18 protein-coding genes are annotated in these 18,321 nt (G+C 45.2%); 12 read left to right on the top strand and 6 right to left on the bottom strand.

What is annotated here, in order from left to right; genetic code table 11:
• Window positions 1-44: 44 nt before the first annotated feature.
• From ACJ28U_RS11265 to ACJ28U_RS11255, 3 genes are read left to right on the top strand one after another with little or no spacing between them, the layout of a single operon-like run.
• A complete protein-coding gene (locus ACJ28U_RS11265; protein WP_242440095.1) occupies window positions 45-413 on the top strand; it encodes a GntR family transcriptional regulator in 369 nt (122 codons plus the stop codon).
• Between the two features lie 5 nt (window positions 414-418).
• A complete protein-coding gene (locus ACJ28U_RS11260; protein WP_407619323.1) occupies window positions 419-1,129 on the top strand; it encodes an ATP-binding cassette domain-containing protein in 711 nt (236 codons plus the stop codon).
• Entirely contained in the window at window positions 1,126-1,884 is a 759-nt protein-coding gene (locus ACJ28U_RS11255) for a hypothetical protein (protein WP_407619322.1), read from the top strand. The genes ACJ28U_RS11260 and ACJ28U_RS11255 overlap by 4 nt, the downstream gene beginning before the upstream one ends.
• Window positions 1,885-1,954: 70 nt before the next feature.
• Here the strand turns inward: ACJ28U_RS11255 and ACJ28U_RS11250 are convergent, their stop codons facing one another.
• Both ACJ28U_RS11250 and ACJ28U_RS11245 read right to left on the bottom strand, forming a co-directional pair.
• Complete coding sequence (locus tag ACJ28U_RS11250; RefSeq protein WP_010373233.1) at window positions 1,955-2,695, bottom strand: amino acid ABC transporter ATP-binding protein; 741 nt, start codon at window positions 2,693-2,695, stop codon at window positions 1,955-1,957.
• A gap of 6 nt (window positions 2,696-2,701) precedes the next feature.
• The gene (locus tag ACJ28U_RS11245; protein WP_010373230.1) at window positions 2,702-3,403 is read right to left on the bottom strand and encodes an amino acid ABC transporter permease; all 702 of its coding nucleotides are present in this window, start codon (window positions 3,401-3,403) and stop codon (window positions 2,702-2,704) included.
• Between the two features lie 517 nt (window positions 3,404-3,920).
• Between ACJ28U_RS11245 and ACJ28U_RS11240 the strand changes: the two genes are divergently transcribed.
• The 4 genes from ACJ28U_RS11240 to ACJ28U_RS11225 all read left to right on the top strand — a co-directional run bounded on the left by ACJ28U_RS11240 (window position 3,921) and on the right by ACJ28U_RS11225 (window position 7,563).
• Window positions 3,921-4,595 carry a transporter substrate-binding domain-containing protein gene (locus ACJ28U_RS11240; protein ID WP_010373225.1) on the top strand — a complete coding sequence of 225 codons (675 nt, stop codon included), beginning with the start codon at window positions 3,921-3,923 and terminating at the stop codon, window positions 4,593-4,595.
• 305 nt (window positions 4,596-4,900) lie between these two features.
• Window positions 4,901-5,698 carry a transporter substrate-binding domain-containing protein gene (locus ACJ28U_RS11235; RefSeq protein ID WP_407619321.1) on the top strand — a complete coding sequence of 266 codons (798 nt, stop codon included), beginning with the start codon at window positions 4,901-4,903 and terminating at the stop codon, window positions 5,696-5,698.
• Between the two features lie 80 nt (window positions 5,699-5,778).
• The gene (locus ACJ28U_RS11230; RefSeq protein ID WP_043707900.1) at window positions 5,779-6,051 is read left to right on the top strand and encodes an acylphosphatase; all 273 of its coding nucleotides are present in this window, start codon (window positions 5,779-5,781) and stop codon (window positions 6,049-6,051) included.
• Between the two features lie 618 nt (window positions 6,052-6,669).
• Window positions 6,670-7,563: a prenyltransferase gene (locus ACJ28U_RS11225; protein WP_407619320.1), complete on the top strand. Its 894-nt coding sequence runs from the start codon at window positions 6,670-6,672 to the stop codon at window positions 7,561-7,563.
• Between the two features lie 53 nt (window positions 7,564-7,616).
• Here ACJ28U_RS11225 and mprF read toward each other — a convergent pair whose 3' ends face one another.
• Together mprF and ACJ28U_RS11215 are read right to left on the bottom strand one after the other, a co-directional pair.
• Window positions 7,617-10,127, bottom strand: a complete 2,511-nt coding sequence (gene mprF, locus ACJ28U_RS11220; protein WP_407619319.1) for a bifunctional lysylphosphatidylglycerol flippase/synthetase MprF — start codon at window positions 10,125-10,127, stop codon at window positions 7,617-7,619.
• Window positions 10,124-10,840 (bottom strand): alpha/beta fold hydrolase, encoded by a 717-nt coding sequence (locus ACJ28U_RS11215; protein ID WP_010373203.1) that lies wholly within the window; start codon window positions 10,838-10,840, stop codon window positions 10,124-10,126. Before ACJ28U_RS11215 ends, mprF begins: the two co-directional genes overlap by 4 nt.
• Window positions 10,841-11,049: 209 nt before the next feature.
• Here ACJ28U_RS11215 and ACJ28U_RS11210 point away from each other — a divergent pair, with 209 nt between their 5' ends.
• Window positions 11,050-12,171, top strand: a complete 1,122-nt coding sequence (locus ACJ28U_RS11210; RefSeq protein ID WP_099088856.1) for an AI-2E family transporter — start codon at window positions 11,050-11,052, stop codon at window positions 12,169-12,171.
• A gap of 225 nt (window positions 12,172-12,396) precedes the next feature.
• Here the strand turns inward: ACJ28U_RS11210 and ACJ28U_RS11205 are convergent, their stop codons facing one another.
• The gene (locus ACJ28U_RS11205; RefSeq protein WP_010373196.1) at window positions 12,397-12,732 is read right to left on the bottom strand and encodes a helix-turn-helix domain-containing protein; all 336 of its coding nucleotides are present in this window, start codon (window positions 12,730-12,732) and stop codon (window positions 12,397-12,399) included.
• 168 nt (window positions 12,733-12,900) lie between these two features.
• Between ACJ28U_RS11205 and ACJ28U_RS11200 the strand changes: the two genes are divergently transcribed.
• Entirely contained in the window at window positions 12,901-13,671 is a 771-nt protein-coding gene (locus ACJ28U_RS11200; RefSeq protein WP_407619318.1) for a nuclear transport factor 2 family protein, read from the top strand.
• 110 nt (window positions 13,672-13,781) lie between these two features.
• Here the strand turns inward: ACJ28U_RS11200 and ACJ28U_RS11195 are convergent, their stop codons facing one another.
• The gene (locus ACJ28U_RS11195; protein ID WP_145530306.1) at window positions 13,782-14,423 is read right to left on the bottom strand and encodes an NAD(P)-dependent oxidoreductase; all 642 of its coding nucleotides are present in this window, start codon (window positions 14,421-14,423) and stop codon (window positions 13,782-13,784) included.
• Between the two features lie 151 nt (window positions 14,424-14,574).
• On the opposite strand from ACJ28U_RS11195, the gene ACJ28U_RS11190 reads away from it, so the two are divergent.
• The 3 genes from ACJ28U_RS11190 to ACJ28U_RS11180 all read left to right on the top strand — a co-directional run bounded on the left by ACJ28U_RS11190 (window position 14,575) and on the right by ACJ28U_RS11180 (window position 18,290).
• Window positions 14,575-16,035, top strand: a complete 1,461-nt coding sequence (locus ACJ28U_RS11190) for a glutamate--cysteine ligase (RefSeq protein WP_407619317.1) — start codon at window positions 14,575-14,577, stop codon at window positions 16,033-16,035.
• A 104-nt stretch (window positions 16,036-16,139) separates the two neighbouring features.
• On the top strand, window positions 16,140-16,550 hold the full coding sequence (locus ACJ28U_RS11185) for a DUF6508 domain-containing protein (RefSeq protein ID WP_043940459.1): 411 nt from the start codon (window positions 16,140-16,142) through the stop codon (window positions 16,548-16,550).
• A 396-nt stretch (window positions 16,551-16,946) separates the two neighbouring features.
• Window positions 16,947-18,290 (top strand): amino acid permease, encoded by a 1,344-nt coding sequence (locus ACJ28U_RS11180; protein ID WP_099088860.1) that lies wholly within the window; start codon window positions 16,947-16,949, stop codon window positions 18,288-18,290.
• Window positions 18,291-18,321 lie beyond the last annotated feature (31 nt).

Genomic DNA, 18,321 nt, shown 5'->3' with positions numbered 1-18,321 from the left:
AACTTAGTGTAGTAGTGTTATACTACACTATATCAGGAGGGCGAATGATGGAATTCAATGATAGTGAACCATTATATATTCAAGTCGCCGATTTTCTAGAGCGGGAAATCTTAGATGGTAAGTATCCAATGAATACAAAGATTCCTGGCGTTCGTGAACTAGCGGCTACATTAGTGATTAACGGCCGTACTGTGCAAAATGCGGTGAACCGTTTGGTTGAGAGCGGTTTAGTTGAAACGCGGCGTGGCCTGGGAAATTTTGTAACATCGAATGAAAAGACGTTTGAAATGATTCGAACGAAAAAAATTAGAGTGATGGCGGAAACGTTTATTAAAAATAGTTTGACCTTTGTTTCGGAAGATGAGTTACGGCACATTATTGCGGAAACTTTAGAGTCAGTACAGAAGGAGTAAGGGGCATGTTTAAAGTAGCGGGATTAAATTACGCGCGTGGTCGACGCTCAGTGTTGCAAGACATCAACTTTGAGAGTGACGCACCAGAAATCATTGGGGTACTGGGTGAAAATGGCGTCGGGAAAACAACATTGATGCGCTTGATTGCGGGGGCTGTGTTGCCGAAGAAAGGGGCCAATATCACATTGGATGGTCTAACGGGCGATGCGCTTAAATCCGCCGTGGCTTTTATCCCAAGCCTTAATTGGGTTCGCAAGCGCGATACGATTGCAGATGTATTGGCTTTTTATCGTGCGGGTTATCCGGATTTTAATCAGGAACGCTGGACTGAAGTAAATAAAACGCTTCGGCTCAACGAGCAAGATCAAGTATCTGCCTTATCAAAGGGAATGCTAGAACGGTTGATTTTTGCATTGACGGTATCCCGAGATGCTAAGGTGTTCATGCTGGATGAGCCGTTTAGTGGTGTCGATGTCCTGACACGGCGTAAGTTGCTACAAACGCTGATTCAATGGGTGCCGGATGATGCGACGATTTTGATGTCGACACATGAAATCGCAGAAATTGAACCGGTTGTCGATCGTGTTCTCATTCTAAAAGATGCACATATCATTGTTGATCAGACGATCGACGATATTCGTGATAATGAGCATATGACGTTGGAACAATATTATGTGCAACGATATGTAGAAGACAATGGGGGAATTGAGTTATGACATCAACAAAACAATTAGTGAAATTAATAATTGCAGATAGTTACCGGCCGTTGTGGCAGGTGTTGAAAATCTATGCCGGTATTATGGTGTTGGTAGCTGTGGCAATTATTCATGCACAGTGGGGCCAATCCGTTGGCCACATGGTTTGGACGATTGTGACACAGGGTCTGATAATTCTGGGATTCTTCTATTTTGTCTATGGGTTGCTGGCGTTAAAGCAGGCCGTTTTATCTTGGCAAGACGCCCATTTTGTCCTGCTGCCAGTCTCGAAACGCCGTTTTTTTACGACAAATTTGTTGGTTCGTTTTTTGGTGCCGATGGTGAATGCTATTCTTTATTTTGCAATGTTGCTTGTGTACATGGCGATTGTTAAACCGTTCGTAAATGCAAAATTTGTCGGATTTAATCCGCAAAATGTGTCAGAAGTGATGCCAATTATTGGGAAAGTTGTTCTTGGCACAGTGTTTGTCATGATTGGTTTGTTTCTATTGGTTAATATTATTGGCCTGGCTGCCAATCTGGGGATGAGCCGGTTCCTATCAGTATCATCACACTGGGCCAATGTGGCAATTACAGCGATGGTTTTGTTTATTGGCTTAGCTGTATTTTCTTTTGTGATGTCAGCGTCCGTCGATTTCTTGTCACCAATGTTAGGTGACGCGGAATGGTTAGATACAGTTGTTGCCATTGTGCTTTATGTGCTGATGATTGCCGGTATTTACGGCTTATTTGCCAAGTTTAATGACGCAAAATAGTTAGCCGTATAGACTGACACGTTAACGACAAAAAGAGCACTCGCGGTAGCGAGTGCTCTTTTTAGTAAACTTAATTTTCGAACTTGAACGCGTTCAAGAAGTGCTTAATACGATCGGTTGGTTCGCTGAAGAATTCAGCTGGTGTACCGTCGAAAACGATTTCACCGTCTTCCAGGAACAACATCCGGTCAGCCGCTTCACGGGCGAATTCCATGTTGTGCGTCACGATAATCATTGATTGGTCTTCCTTGGCCAATCCGTTCAATACACGCAAAACTTGGGCTTCTAATTCAGGATCCAAAGCTGATGTTGGTTCATCCAACAACAAATAATCGGGTTCCATGGCCAAAGCACGGGCGATGGCGACACGCTGTGTTTGCCCACCAGAAAGTTGGTAAGGGTAACGGTCAGCCGTGTTATCCAAATCGACAGCTTGTAACAACTCATGCGCCTTCTTAGTGGCATCAGCTTTCTTTTGCTTTAGCACGTGAACAGGTGCTTCGATGATGTTGCCAAGGATCGTTAGGTGATCGAACATACGCGGTTGTTGGAAAACCATCCCCGTCTTGCGTCGTACCCATAACAACGTATCCGTCGTAACCGGTTGGCTCAAATCAATTGTGCGGTCGTCAATCGTATACAAACCTGAGTCGGGGTGCTCCAACAAGTTCAAAGAACGCAACAAGGTTGACTTTCCTGAACCTGATGGCCCAACGATAACGGTCGTCTCATGTGGATTGAACGTGACGTTGATGTCCTTCAAGGCGTGGTGTTCTGCATATTGCTTATCAATGTGTTCTAACTTCAACATAATGAATTACCCCTGTACCTTTACGAAACGGTCGGCCCAACGTTGGATGTAGTGTTGTGGGATCGACAAGATTGAAACGAAAATTGCGTAGATGGCAGCGACGAGCAAGTACATTTGCAACGGCTCGAAGTTGGTTGCGGCCAATTGTTGTGAGAGGTAGAACATCTCGACAATGGTCACGACAGATGCCAAAGACGTGTCCTTAACCAATGAAATGAATGAGTTGGCCAAGGTTGGAATTGAAATACGCGCAGCTTGTGGCAAGATGATGCGAATGAAAATTTGGGCATCCGTCATACCGAGTGCCGCCCCAGCTTCGCGTTGTGTATCTGGAATTGAGGTGATTGCCGCACGAATGGCTTCAGATGCGTAGGCAGCCGTATTCAATGACAATACCCACACGGCTGCCGCCCAGCCTGAAGGTGATAACCAGCTAATACCAAGCTTTGGCAAACCATAGAAGACCACGAACAGTTGGACTAGCATTGGTGTTGAACGGAAAAGCCAGACGTAGAACCACAAGATAAACTTGAGGATGCGCCAACCAATTGACTTGATGCCTGTTGCGTGTGGCACGTATGAACGTAACACGGCAACCAGGGCGGCGATGATAACGGCAAAAACAAATGAAATAAGTGCAAGTGGCACGGTGTACTTAATTCCAGCCACAATTAATTGTGGGGCATAAGTAGCGATAAATTCAAACATGATGATTCCCTTTCTGGATGTTTGGGCGCAAAAAAAGAGCGCGCAGGCTAATTTCTGTTTCGACAGGAATGCCTAGCACGCTCTCACTGGTTCATCGAAATGATTAGTTCACCAAAACGACCTACCGCGATAAGCGCGCTAGGCTGATGCAAGCAACAGTGATTTGTGTGTTAACTGACATCATGATGGGAACGGTCCTTTCGTTTTTTTACGACTTTAATATGTGTCCATTGTAGAGATTTCGCTGACTTATTGCAAGCGTTTTAGGATGAAATTTCCCCGGCAATTAAAATTCTATGACAAAACAGTTTGACAACGATTTGAGAACGGGTTATGATTTTGCTCATACTTTGAAAGGTGGCGTAAGATATTATGCACAAGCACAGCTTTAATGGGATTAAGCTAGCCGCTGCAGTATTTGCAGCAGGAACAATGTTGAGCGCCGGGGTGTGTAATCGCTAATGCGGATACAACAAAAGACCTTGGCCTCGTTCACAAGGATCAACTAACTGTTGGTTTGGAAGGTACGTACGCACCTTACTCATACCGTGCTAAGAACGGTAATTTGGAAGGTATCGACGTTGATATGGCCAAGGCAATTGGTAAGAAGATGGGGCTTAAGGTGGTCTTTGTACCAACAAAGTGGGACTCATTGGTTGAGGGGCTTCGTGCTAACAAGTACGACATCATTTTGAATGACATGGCGCCTAATAAGGAACGTATGAAGTTGTTCCGTTACGGTTCTAAGTACATTTACACTGGTGGTGTGGTTGTCACGAAGAAGGACTCTGGTATCAAGTCTGTGACGGATATCAAGGGCAAGAAGACTGCCCAATCAGCAGTTGGAAACTATGTGAAGTACGCTGAAAAGTTGGGTTCAACCAACGTTGCCGTACCTGGATTTGCTGAAGCGGTTGCGACAGTTGAGAACGGTAAGGCTGATGCAACGTTGAACGATGCTGCGGCATGGAGTGTTTACAAGAAGGAACACCCAGAGACGAAGTTGGTTGCCATTAAGTCACCAGCTAAGTACATGCCTGTAACGGGTGCTGCACCAATGATGAATAAGAAGGCGACGGCTTTGGATAAGGCTGTCACAAAGGCTGAGGCAAAGATGCGCAAGGACGGCGAGATGAAGAAGATCTCAGTTAAGTACTTGGAAGCTGACTACAGCCACAAGCCAACAAAGTAAGACGAATTAAAGATATGACCGTGAGCATATCGGTTCGCTGATTTGCAATTTAGGAGTTGTTTTGGTTATTATTTGTAAATGACCGAAACAACTCCTTTTTTGTTTGTATGAAAAATGGGATACGCGTATCATTCTGTTTCAGCTAGTAGAAAGAGAAGAAAATGATGCGGGTATCACAGGTGCGTTATGCAAGACGATTTTGGTGGATGCGACTAAATGTCGCAGTCAGCGTTTCAGTCGTAACAATAAGTTTGGGATCGACGCTGTTAATTGGGGCAGCGGGATAGCATTAGGAGATTATAGACATGAATAAGATGATGAAGACGACCGTTGCGCTTGTCGCAGCTGGGGTTATCGGTGGCGTTGCCGTACCAACACTGACAGCGTCTGCAGCTACATATAAGGGCAGCGTGCACACGAAGGGCAAGTTGACGGTTGGTTTGGAAGGTACGTACGCACCTTTCTCATACCGTAATAAGTCTGGTAAGTTAACGGGGTTTGAAGTGGAGTTGGTTAAGGCTGTGGCTAAGGAAATGAAACTTAAGCCAGTCTTTGTGCAAACGAAATTCGATTCATTGGTGGCTGGTTTGAATGCCAAGAAGTATGATGTGGTCTTTAATAACATGTCAATTAACCCAGAACGTAAGAAGGCGTACACGTTTGCGCAAGCATACTTGTACACAGATTCTGTCATGATCACAAAGAAGGGGTCAGACATCAAGAATGCTTCAGATTTGAAGGGTAAGAAGGCTGCACAAACGGCGTCATCAGACTTTGGTCAAACAGCCCAAAAGAAGGGGGCAAAGATTGTTTCAGCCCCTGGTTTTGCGGAAGCTTTGGACTTGGTTGATTCAGGTAAGGCTGATGTGACGTTGAACTCACAAGATTCATGGGGCGTTTACAAGAAGGCCCACCCAAAGACAGATTTGCGAGCTAAGGTAACCAAGGCTTTGGGCGAGACGACGGCTGCACCAATGTTGAACAAGAAGGACAAGAAGTTGGCCAAGGCCATCACCAAGGCGGAAAAGGCTTTGTTGAAGGACGGCACGATGAAAAAGTTGTCTGAGAAGTATTTCGATACAGATTTGACGACTAAGAAGTAATTAAAGGCTATAATTAATCCCACAAGATACATGTATCCCGTGGGATTTTTTGTGTCGTTTTTCAGGTGAGGTAAGGGACGATGATAGCGAAAAAAGTGATTGTGCGAGGCCGCGTTCAAGGGGTTGGCTTTCGCTACTTTACGAAGCAATTGGCGGATAAATTGGGTGTGACAGGGGTCGTCTGGAATGCGTCAGATGGATCAGTGCGAATCGAAGCGCAGGCTGATGAAACGGTGATGACAGATTTTGTTAACGGGGTTAAAGTATCACCGTCCCCATATGGACGCGTCGATTCAGTTGAGTCAGAAATCATTCCAGTTGATGAGTCGCGTCGTGTATTTAAAGCCATTTAGTCAGGTATACCATTTTGCTGCTTTGCTGGCGGGATGGGGATGACTGAGAAGGCGATGAATTGAAATTGGGGTGTTTGCACAGATGCTAACCGACACTGCCAAATAGATGCCATCAAACCAACACAATCAATTACGCAACTTGCTGATTGATTGTGTTGGTTTTTTAGTGTTGATTTGTCGAGCAGATGTTTAGAAAAATAGTAGCCAAAGAATCGTCAGTTGGAATGTGGCAATTAACAAACAGTAAGGGTGTTGGACTAAATTTTGCCGCGCGATTTTCGCGTGTTTAGTCCGCAATGCATAAATAGCCAATTGGCGATATGCATAAAAATGTATAAGCATACAGACGGTACGGGCGGTCATTCTGGGGCTGCCGGAAGTTGAAAACATGAAAATTTTTTACAAATTTAGGTGAATGCCCCGTTTATCGATCTGTAACATGTAACACGTGTAAAGTGTGCCTGTTTTGCCTATATAGCAACTTCTTGCTATATACAATTTTCGCGATGTGCCCCAACACACCCCTACCCTACTTATTATTTAGCGGTATAATTCTTGCGACAATGCCGTTCTTCGGGTAAGCTGAACTATCGGAAAAACTTTTTGGAGGTTTTGAGCATGACTTTGAAAACATGGTTGAAGTTCGTTGAAATTCAATCATTAGTCGCTAGCGCTTTACCCTTAATCCTGGGTAATTTGTACGCGGCAAATACGTATCACCACATGAATGCAGTGCCAGCAATTGTCTTTGTGATTGTCGCCTTTGCATTGCAGATGGGGGTGAATGTTTGGAATAATTTGCAGGACTTTAAATCAGCAACTAGTGACGAGTGGAAGAACGGTGTGAACAATATCGTTGGATCAGGTGGGATTACTCCCCGCGAAGGTTGGACGACGTTAATCGGTCTTGTCTTAATTGTAGTAGTCGGTGGCCTCTGGTTGGTTACGCAGACAGGTATATCATTGTTGATTATGGGGCTGATTGGTTTTGCGGTTGCGTACTGGTATGCTGGTACGCCACTACCATTATCGCGAACGCCATTCGGTGAATTGGCCTCTGGTTTGACGATGGGGTACTTGATTTTCTTGAGTGCAACATACGTCAATGTAGCGCCAGTCTTTAACGGTGAATTGCTGTTACACGCTATCGTAGCGTCAGCAATTTCATGGTTCGCAATTGGTGACATTATGTTGGCAAACAACATCGGTGACTACGAAGAAGACCTTGCTGAAAATCGCCACACATTGGTTTGGTATTTGGGTAAAGAGCGCGCGGTTAAGTTGTTTGGTTGGATTTATTTAGCGGGTTATCTCATGTTGATTTTGTCAGTTGTATTGGGGATTTTGCCATGGCCGGCTTTGTTGGCGTTGGTATCATTCCCGATTGTGCGCAAAAACACCCGGGCCTTTCAAGCGAACCCAATTAAGCCTAATTTCCCACAAGCCATTAAGAACGCTGTTGTCATCTCAGTAACATTGGCCATTGGGTTGGTGATTGGTTTATTTATTTAATAATGATATAGACGAAAAAATGCGTCCCCCTAGCTGTAGGAGGACGCATTTTTTTAATCTAAATCAACACCCGGGTTATCAATCAACAACAACGCAATCATGACAAAGGCGATGTTTGAATGGTTTGAATAACCGATGTAGTAAGGCTGCCAATCACTCGCAAATTTGTGCTTGTAATGACGGAGACCTTCGAATGAATAAATCTTTGAACCGAATTGATAAATCAAATTAGCAACGCGCTCACGGATGAAACTTTGTTCGTGGAGTCCCACGTTTGATAGAGGAGACATCCCCAAATTAAACGTGTTGTAACCAGCGTCACGCGCATACTCGAACGTCTTTACGAACAGCACATCCATCGTTCCGTTGGGTGATTCGCTCGTGAAACGCATCAAATCAACGGTCATTTGATTTTCAGTTTCAGACGTAACCAGGGTTGCAAAGGCGACGATGTGGCCATCAGGTGCCTTTAAGACGCCGATACCGCCACGTTGCAAGTAGTGGTTGTCGAAGAATCCAAGTGAGTAACCTTTTTCTTCACGACCGTGCAACCATTCGTCAGAAATTTGGCGTAATTCTTGCAACAAGGCGTCTGAAAATGGTGGCTGCAAGACTTCATATGTGAAGCCGGCGGCAGTTGCTTGATTAATTTCACTACGGATATTCGCGAATTTTTTACCAGCTGTCTTGAATGATGGTGTATCAACCCACGCTTCTTCCCCAAGTTTCATAAAGTTATAACCGAATTCGTGCACCATCATGGCAATCTTTTCGGAAACCTCATAGAAAATCGGCGTGTAACCTAAGCGATCGGCCTCGCTAATAAAGGCGGCCAAGGCGGCTTGGAAGTCAGCGCTATCACCAAATGGATCACTCATGACGGCGGCCTTGTTGTTAACCAAACGGAATTGGATAGCCACCGTATCGGTCTCGCTTTGGTCGGGCCGGTAGTAGAACAAGCGCTTATCGCCAAGGAAAATCAGGTTGGTGTAGTGATTATCACCACGTGCCAATACCTGATTGACGCGTTCCTCATCAAGGGCTTCACCGAGTAATTGCGTGCGGCCTTGCATGTAAGCGATAAAACCAAGCACACCAAGGCTCACAATCGCAATTGCGATGAATCCAATTAACCACCAGTGCAACGATGGGACCAAGAAGAACCCAGATGTTCGCACGTGGAAACGGTGTGAGACGGCAGGCAGATTAGCGACCCCAATGGTGAGGTAAGCGATAAACAACCCGCCGTAGATGACACCATCAACCAGTCGATTTTCCCAGCTGTAAATGAATTGCACCCGGGTTAACGTTGGCTTGATGAATAACGTCCCAATGAACAATGCACCAAGTAAGACGAGGGGCTGTACGTGTTCGTGAGAAATAGCAACATAGCCAAAGCTAATTGCCAACAAAATTAATGTTGGCCAGTAAGCGCGCTTAACTTTATTGGCAATCCCACGACCGGCAATAATCAGCATGAACCCAATGAAAATATTGGGTACTTGCAGCAAAAAGCCAGAGGTCCAGGGGCTTAGATGGCGCAATAGATGGAACGATTGTAGGGTTCCCGGCAAGGCCCCGGCGATAATCAATGTGATGCCCGAAAAGTAGAGTAAGCCGGTCACAGCTTTTTGTAACATCGATCGTACAATGACGCTTGGGACGCCCCGGAATTTACGGTTGGTTTCGCGGAGTGCGCGTGTGGCGGCGATAATAACCGCGATGATAAATGGCACAATTGTGTAGGCAACACGATAGAACAGAATCCATAAGAAAATAACGGCGGGGTCCATCCCAAGTGTTTGCAGGCCGATAAAGGCGAAAATATCAAATGTTCCCCAGCCACCAGGAACGAGTGTCACAATACCAAAGGTCCGGGCAGCGATGAATAATGGCATGACTGACCAGATTGCGATTGGCATTTGGAATAAGGCGCCGATTAATAGAAAGCCGGCTGTGTTAGCCACCCAGGTAGCTAGCGACGCGGCAAAGATTCGGGCGTAATCGCTAGCACTAAATAGCAAGCTGTCACGATGACGGAAGTGACTGACGATTAACCCGATGAAGGGTAATGCGACGGCAACAACCAGCCAAGGTGCGTAATTGACAATGGCAGTGTGTGACCAGTAGATGCCAGTTACGATAAGGCTTAGTAAGCTGACAACGGCCAAACCGCTGGTCGATAACCACCAACTGCGATGTAACGTTGCACTACGTTCAGTACGGTTATCATCGAAGAGCCGATTTTGGAACCACATCACGACGAAATCTGCCACCCCAAAGGCGTTATCGAAGGCATTAATCAGCCAACTCGATAGCCAATAATGCTTGGGATCTGTAGGGGTTAACAGACGTTTATAGGCCCAATTGTAACTAACCCCGACGCTGGCAGTTAGGATACCGATAACGAAAATCCCAAGTAATAGGCCAATCGGGATTTCAGCGAAAATTGCTAACAATAGTTTTAACGGCATGCGTTTGATGACAGCGCCTAATTCAAATAGCGCGACAAACGCGACGGCGATAATCATAATCCGCCGAATGTTATGCCATTTCTGATTCATATGAATAACTCCTTAATAAACTGACGCACGATTTTTGTGAATGCGTGTGGGGAAACCTGAATGAATAAATGACTCCGGAATTTTACCACCATCAGCTGACCATTTGGAAGTGAATTTGCGATGTTTTCAGAGTGTTGTCGCTTGATGAAGTCGAACTGACCAACTAAAACTAATGTCCGGTTGGGCACCAGCCGCAAATCGGCTTTGCTAATGTGGGGTGATTCGAACATTAATTGCGTCTGCAACCAACGGGCGTGGAGAAATTTACTCAGATAGCGCGTGCGACGAAGCAACCAATCAATACCGGTTGCGAGTGCCATGACTGGCGCTTGGACGCCCGATAACGTCAAATTAGGGGCGTTTAAGACCATGGTATCAGTGTGACCGGGAAAATCTAAGGTGTAGCGCAACGCTAGGTTAGCGCCGTCGCTATAGCCGACGATGTGCCAATGCGTGATATGAAGTTCTTGGCGCAGGGCTTCAACATCTTGGGCTAAGAGGCTATACGTCAGATGATCAGTGTTTGATGTTGATTGTCCATGGCCACGAGCGTCTTGCGTAATCACATAAAAATCCGGGACCAAATAAGTGACATGGCGCTTAAAATCATGCTGCGAACCGTTGTTGCCATGCAGTAGCAAGAGGGCGGGATTGCTTGGATTGCCGAATGTTTGGTAGCTGAGTTGACTACCGTTAAAGTTAAAAAATGCCATAATGCATGCCTCGAGATATTAATACTTATATTGTACACAGTTTGCCTGTGGATAACTTGTGGAAAGTTTGTTCGCATGACAACTGTCACGTGCACAAACACATTAGGTTAAACTTAATCTTATAGTGAAGTTTTTCACTACGCCCGTAAATGGGCGTTTGTCGCATGTTCTGATATAATGAAAGGCAAATAGAAATACGAGGTAGCGGTATGTTACAACAATTGAAACAGTCTAAAATTCTTTTTTGGACCGTTGAATTACTCGCGGTTGCGTTGTTGATTTTAGTCATAACGCAGCTTAGTTTTATTCTAGAACCGATTGGAAAATTCATTGGGGCGGTGTTTGTGCCTTTGATTGTATCGGGATTTTTATATTACTTATTGAACCCAGTCGTTGAAGCGTTGCAAAAAATACCAGTGGGTAAGCGCCACCATGTTAACCGACCGGTAGCCATTGGCATTGTGATGATTTTATTGCTGGCCTTAATCGTGGCCGCAGTGCTGTCGTTGGTGCCAGCCTTGGCTGAACAAGTCGGTAAGCTAGTGAAAAATGCACCAGCGTTGGTCGAAACGATGCAACAATGGGTTAAGCATATGAGCCAAGTGAGTTGGGTTAAAGAAATTGGCGTCAAAGTAGATTTTGCTAAAATTCAAACCCAAATTGAGAATTTCGGTGAAACGTTCATTTCAGGGACTGCAAATAGTTTGAGCACGCTGATTGGGACGGTCACGAGTGTCACAATCACTGCGATTACTGTACCAGTTATGACGATTTATATGTTGAATGATGGTCAAAAGTTAGTGCCATTTCTGCAGAAAATTTTCCCAGACCGCTCACGTGGCCGGGTTGCCGAAATTTTAGGTCGTTTGAATGGCACGATTGCGCAATACATCAGCGGTCAGGCGATTGAAATGATTTTCGTCGGTGTCTTCACGACGATTGGTTATTTCATCATTGGACAAAATTACGCCTTGCTACTAGGTGTTTTTGCTGGTTTGACCAACTTGATTCCGTACGTTGGGCCGTACATCGGTTTAGTACCCGCATTATTCGTGGCCTTTACGCAAAGTCCGATGCAGGCGGTGTGGGTGATTGTTGTGGTCTTGATTGTGCAACAAGTTGATAGTAATTTGATTTACCCACGGATTATGGGGGCTTCGTTGAATATTCACCCACTAACAATTATTGTGTTGTTGTTGGCGGCCGGAAATATTGCGGGGATTCCAGGGATGATTTTGGCAGTGCCATTTTACGCCGTTGTACGGACGATTGTTGTTTATGCTTGGCAACTTTGGCAAATTGAAAAGCCAACGGTTACTGAAGAAAATTAAAGTGTCAAAAAGAGGCTGGGACAGAAGGCTCTGTCTCAGCCTCAAAAGCCGCCAATCTCCCGATTTAAAGTCGGAGGATTGGCGGCTTTTAAACGTGTTCCGAAAGACTGAACCCTTAATATAACGCCATTTGACCCACTCATGCCTCTACGCTACGCTCCAAGGCATAAGTGGATCAAACAACGTTATCATCGGGTCCAAAGCGCCTTTCGTCTCACTCTCTTTTCATTTGGCATGGGTGACGTAGTAGTCGGCCCAAATCCGCATCGCTTCGTGTACGTCGCGGAGTTCTTTGCCGATTTCAGTTAAAGAATATTCAACTCGGGGTGGCACTTCGGGGTAAACCGTTCGGATGACGATTTGATTTTCTTCGAGCCACTTTAAGTTTTCGGTTAGTACTTTTTGCGTGATGCCGAGTTGTTTTTTTAATTCACCAAACCGTAACGTGTCGGTTTCCAATAATAAATTAACGATGTCTGGCCGCCAACGATTGCGGTGCAACTCATTCAGTGTGACGAGCTTTTCGGCAATGGCAGGGGTCATTTCAACAGTAAAGCCCATGTGCTTCTCCTAAAATGATTTCGTATTAACCCTATTATCGTACAAAAGTTTCCTTTGCGAAACTATACCACTTTGAAGTGCCTACTTATGCAATTGTCGGCGTTGCGTTATATTATTGGCATAGATAAAAAACAATTATTGAATACCCATACCTGGGAGGGAAAACAGATGACACATACAGATATTGCAAAGGCATTGGTTGGGACGTTCGTAAGTGGTGATATTGCAGTGGCTGAGGCAAGTGCCTTGCCTTCATACAAGCAACACAATTTGAATTTTGGGGATGGTCGTGATGCATTCGTTGCGGCAGTTAAGGGTTTGCAAGAAGCGCCAGTTAAGACGACGTTGGCGACGGTTCGTTCATTTGAAGATGGCGAGTATGTTGTTTTGCACAGTATCGTTAATTTTGCCGGTAGTGGTGAGCAAGTTGCGCTAGATGTCTTCCGTTTTGAAGGTGATCAGATTGCTGAACACTGGGACAACGTGGCCAATGTTGTGGCACCAAATCCATCAGGACACACGCAAACAGACGGGGCGACTGAGGTGACCGATTTGGACAAGACAGATGCCAATAAGGCTCTGGTTGCTGACTTTGTTCGCGACGTGTTGCGCGGTGAAAATCCTGATAAGCTACCAGAATATATCGCGGGTGAAGATTACATCCAACATAATGTCGATATCGCTGACGGTTTGACTGGTTTAACGACAGCCTTTGCTGCGATGGCCGAACAAGGCGTTGCAATGGTTTACGACAAGGTCTTTAAGGTTCTTGGTCAAGGTAACTTTGTATTGGTTTTGGGGGATGGCGAATTTGGCGGTAAGTCAGTCGCGTTCTATGATTTGTTCCGGGTTGCTGATGGTAAGATTGCTGAACACTGGGATATTATCGAAGAAATTCCCGCTGAATCAGAGTGGGCAAACACCAACGGAAAGTTTTAAGCATAACGAAAAGGCGTCGAGCATTGCTCGACGCCTTTTTACTGTTCTTGTATGGATTTGGATTATATTAGGATTTATATGATTTTTGAACAGTAATTTCGTGTTAATTGTTAAAACTTATCGGCGGCAGTGAAGCGACCGTGAACGTGGGTTGGGTTTGCCAACTCATCGTACAAGGCCTTGGCCAAAGTACCAGTCGTCACACGTGATTCTTGACGGTTGTTAAAAATCAATGCATCATCTGACTTCAAGTACGTTGGTGTTGCAGGGCCTGGCATGAAGGCTTGTTGTGGTGAAATTGCCATCCAGGCAAAATCATCAACCGTCTTCAAGTAGTTAAACTCGGCAGCTTGCTCAATGGCAACTTCAATCCAAGGTGCTTGACCACGCATTAGACCCAAACGGTCAGCCATGACTGAACCGTCAGGCATTTGCAATGTTGATGAACCAACCACAAAGACCACGATTGGGGCATCTGTGCCGGCCAATTGGTCGTGTAGGTACTCAGCAAAGCGAGGGTGATCGCTGGCACGTGAGAACGTTGATGCAACGACGATTACGTCGAATTGCGTCAAGTCTTCACGAGTCAATTCAAAGTTTTGGCGTTCTAGGGCTGGAATTTCGTTTCCAAACATACGTGTTACCTTGCTAGCTGAACGGGTAATTGCCGTTACTTGGTGCCCGCGTTGGTAACCTTCAATAACGAACGCTGAACCGGCCATTCCGGTTGCGCCGATGATTCCAATCTTCATAGTGCTGACTCCATTCGTCTAATTTCAAGGCTTATCATAAGCGCTTTTCCGGATTGGGACAAATAAAAAGGGACACGACAAAAAGGCTGTTAAAATTGTCTCATTTGTTTATAATAGTTTTTAAATACTAAATGAAAGTTAGACGTGTGAAATGGCAGAAAACCATTTGGAAATTGGCAAATTAATTGCTGAAAATAACTTATATCGTGAGTTGAGTGGTGGCCAGTTTGGCATAGAAATTGAACAACACCGGGTGACTGCCGAGGGGCGGTTGAGTCGGCGGACATATCCCGCAAGTTTGGGATCGCGAACAACGCACCCTTATTTACAGACCGACTATAGTGAGACGCAATCTGAATTGGTAACGGAACCGGTTGGCTCGTTTGAAGCAGCTCGGGATTTTTTGTTGCAGTTACAGTGGGTGATGCGTGATCATATGTCGGGGTCCGAGACAATCTGGCCGTTAAGTATGCCACCTAAGTTAACGGCGGATGATTTGCAATGGGTTGATGAAACATTCGATCGACCTTGGATGCAAGATTACCGGGATTGGCTGGCCCAAAAATATGGGTCAACGCATGAAATTATTACGGGATTGCATTTGAATTATTCTTTGCCAGAAACGTTGTTGGAAAAGTTGTTTGCGTTGAGCGATGAAGCGGATTATGTGCCGTTTAAAAATGCCGTCTACTTTAAATTGGCACAACAAATTGCGGCCCACCGGTGGTTATTTATTTATCTATTCGGGGCTGCGCCGTTCAGTATGAATGATACCGATTCACGGGTACCTCGCATGGATCAGCCAGTCCGTTCAATTCGAACTAGTCAATTTGGGTTTGCTAACGATGGTAATATTCGGGTTGATTATGCCACGAACTTGGCGGATCACTTTAATCAAATTAAAACGCATATTGCGCGGGGTGAATTATTCTCAAATCATGAATTCTATGGCACGGTGCGCTTTAAGGGGCGTGAAGACTACGATGATATGTTGCAACATGGGGTTGACTATTTGGAGTTGCGAATTTTAGATGCTGATCCGTTTGATCCGGCTGGTATTTCTGAAAACGCCCTGAATTTGATTCATTTACTATTGTTGCATTTTGTCATGAGCGACCGTGAGTACTCAGCAACGGCGTTAATCCAAAGCGATTCATTGGCCAATCAAATTGCCCTGCAAAGCCCCGCAAGTCCATTGCCTAACAAGGAAGACGCCATGACGATTATGAGTGAGATTTCGCAACTAGCAGATCACTTCGGCATGCGGTTTAATGATGGGCTTTCCTTGGTGGCTGAGCGTATTTTGACACCTGCTAAGACGCCGGCTGCTCGGATTATTGCGACTGCTGGTACACCGGAAGCGCTCCAAGCATGGGCAACTGAATTAGGTAATCAGCGTTATGAGTTGTTCCGAACTGAACATGATGCGCAATTTGCAGAATTGTTTGGTACTGGTCAGTTTGCAGAACTTGTTGCCGAAGCGATGGTTGTGGGTATTCGGGTTAAAAATTGGACCCGGACTGACTTAACGTTGGCGGTAGATGACCACGAAGAAACGATTCAAGTGCCGGTTCCGTTAGCGACACTTTTCCCAGAACGTTACGCAGACTAGTCTTATTTACTGACTAAAAGGAAGTAAAGTGTTACAATAGCTTTCGTGATATCGAGAGGTCGACCTAGTTGTCGAACACGCTCGTCAAAAGAAGGAGGCAACAAATGGCAAAGGAACACCCTTTTGATTTTAAGAAGTGGGATGCCTTTTTGGCAGAAATTGAAGGCAAGGAAATTCCTTGGGTAATGGGTGCTGTCGCAGATGGCCACCCACAATACGACCCTCGTATGATCGAGTTGGCAAAGGCGTTTGAGTGGTCAGATTTCTTCGACAAGAATTTTGATCGCACGTTGAAGCAAAAGGGTCACCAAGAGTTGCCTGAAGAAGAAGTGGATGAAATTTCACGTACTGGTTCAGACTTCCGTGATGTGCGCGCCGTGGCATCAGTTGTCATTTACGGTGAGCGTCGTTTGGAAGGTATGTGGGCAGCGATGACTGAGAAGGGTATTTTGCGTCGTTTGTTGCAACGTTTGGATTCATTGACACCAGACGATTTCCCAGGACCAAATTACTAAACAATTATGAATCAAGAAGCTGGGACAGAAGTCTCTGTCTCAGCCTCAAAAAAGCCGCCAATCTCCCGATTTAAAATCGGAGGATTGGCGGCTTTTTAAACGTGTTCCGAAAGGCTGAACCCTTAATATAACGCCATTTGACCCACTTATGCCTCTACGCTACGCTCCAAGGCGTAAGCGGGTCAAGCGACGTTATCATCGGTTCCAAAGCCCCTTTCGTCTCACTCTCTTTTTTGTGGCTGACGTACATGAGAATGATTAAATTTCACTCATGCAAATGGTAAGGAATATTGAAAAATGGGGGAATTCTTATATACTAGATTAAGTGTTGTAAAAAACATCCCAGTAGGGGCTGAGATTGTAAATTAGAAATAAATATAGAAAGCGAGTGTTATTATGGCACAGCAAGAAGCTTCACAGCAGAAGCTAGAGCGAGGCCTATCTAGTCGTCACGTTGAAATGATCGCGCTTGGTGGAACAATCGGAACTGGATTGTTCTTGGGAGCAGGACATTCAATTAGCACAGCAGGGCCTGCCATTTTGCTTGTATACATCATTACAGGACTCTTTATGTTCTGGATGATGCGTGCGCTAGGAGAGTTGCTTTTGACTGATCCGGACAAGCCAACCTTTGTCGGGTTCGTGGAAAAGTATCTTGGTAAAAAAGCAGGATTCGTCATTGGTTGGACGTATTGGATCGGGTGGATTACGATTGCCATGGCTGAGTTAACGGCCGTGGGAACGTATATGAAGTTCTGGTTCCCAAGTATTCCGGTTTGGATTTGGGAAATCATCTTCCTAGTTGCACTTTACGGTATCAATGTCATCGCAGTTTCGGCGTTTGGTGAGACCGAGTTCTGGTTCTCGATGATTAAAATCGTTGCGATTGTGGCAATGATTGTTGCTGGAATTATTATGATTGTGACGCATGCAAAAACGTCAGCCGGCGTAACAAGCTTGTCGAACTTGTGGCAACACGGTGTCGTTGCACATCATGGGCACAAGTTGCTGGCAGCCTTCCAAATGGTGTTCTTTGCCTTTTTGGGAATTGAGTTCGTTGGTATGACAGCTGCTGAAGCAAAGGATCCGTTGACAACGATTCCAAAGTCAATCAATTCAATTATTATTCGAATCTTGATTTTCTACGTGGGTGCCTTAGTTGCAATTATGAGTATCCAACCTTGGACGAACTACAGCGCGAGTGAATCACCATTCGTGCAAGTGTTCTCAGGTATCGGGATTACGGCGGCGGCCGGCATTATTAACTTCGTCGTGTTGACTGCGGCGGCCTCGTCATTGAATAGTTCATTGTTTACGACGGGTCGTATGTTGTTCTCATTATCAAATGGTAAGGGCTATGTTGGTAAGTTGAACCGCCGTTACATTCCACGTAACGCCATCAACGTGTCAGCTATCTTGATTGCCTTGGCTGTCTTGGTGAATGTATTCTTCCCATCAAATGCTTTCGATTTGGTGACATCAGTGGCCTCAGCCGCATTCGTGGTTATCTACGGCGTGTTGGTGTTTGCGCACTTGCGTTACCGTCAATCAGCTGATTTTAAGAATGGTGAGAAGCGCTTCCTAATGCCTGGTGCACCATTTACGGATTACCTAACGTTAGCATTCTTGTTTGGCATCTTTATGATTTTGTTGTTCACGAAATCAACGATGCCCACAACGCTTCTGGCACTAGCTTGGTTTGTCATTATGATTGCCCTTAGTCGCCGGGTTAAAGATTAAAATAGTGTATGATAAAAGGTAGATGCAGATA

The organism is Weissella sp. MSCH1, from assembly GCF_045799135.1.
GTDB lineage: Bacteria > Bacillota > Bacilli > Lactobacillales > Lactobacillaceae > Weissella.
This window is presented reverse-complemented; position numbering and strand designations above follow the sequence as displayed.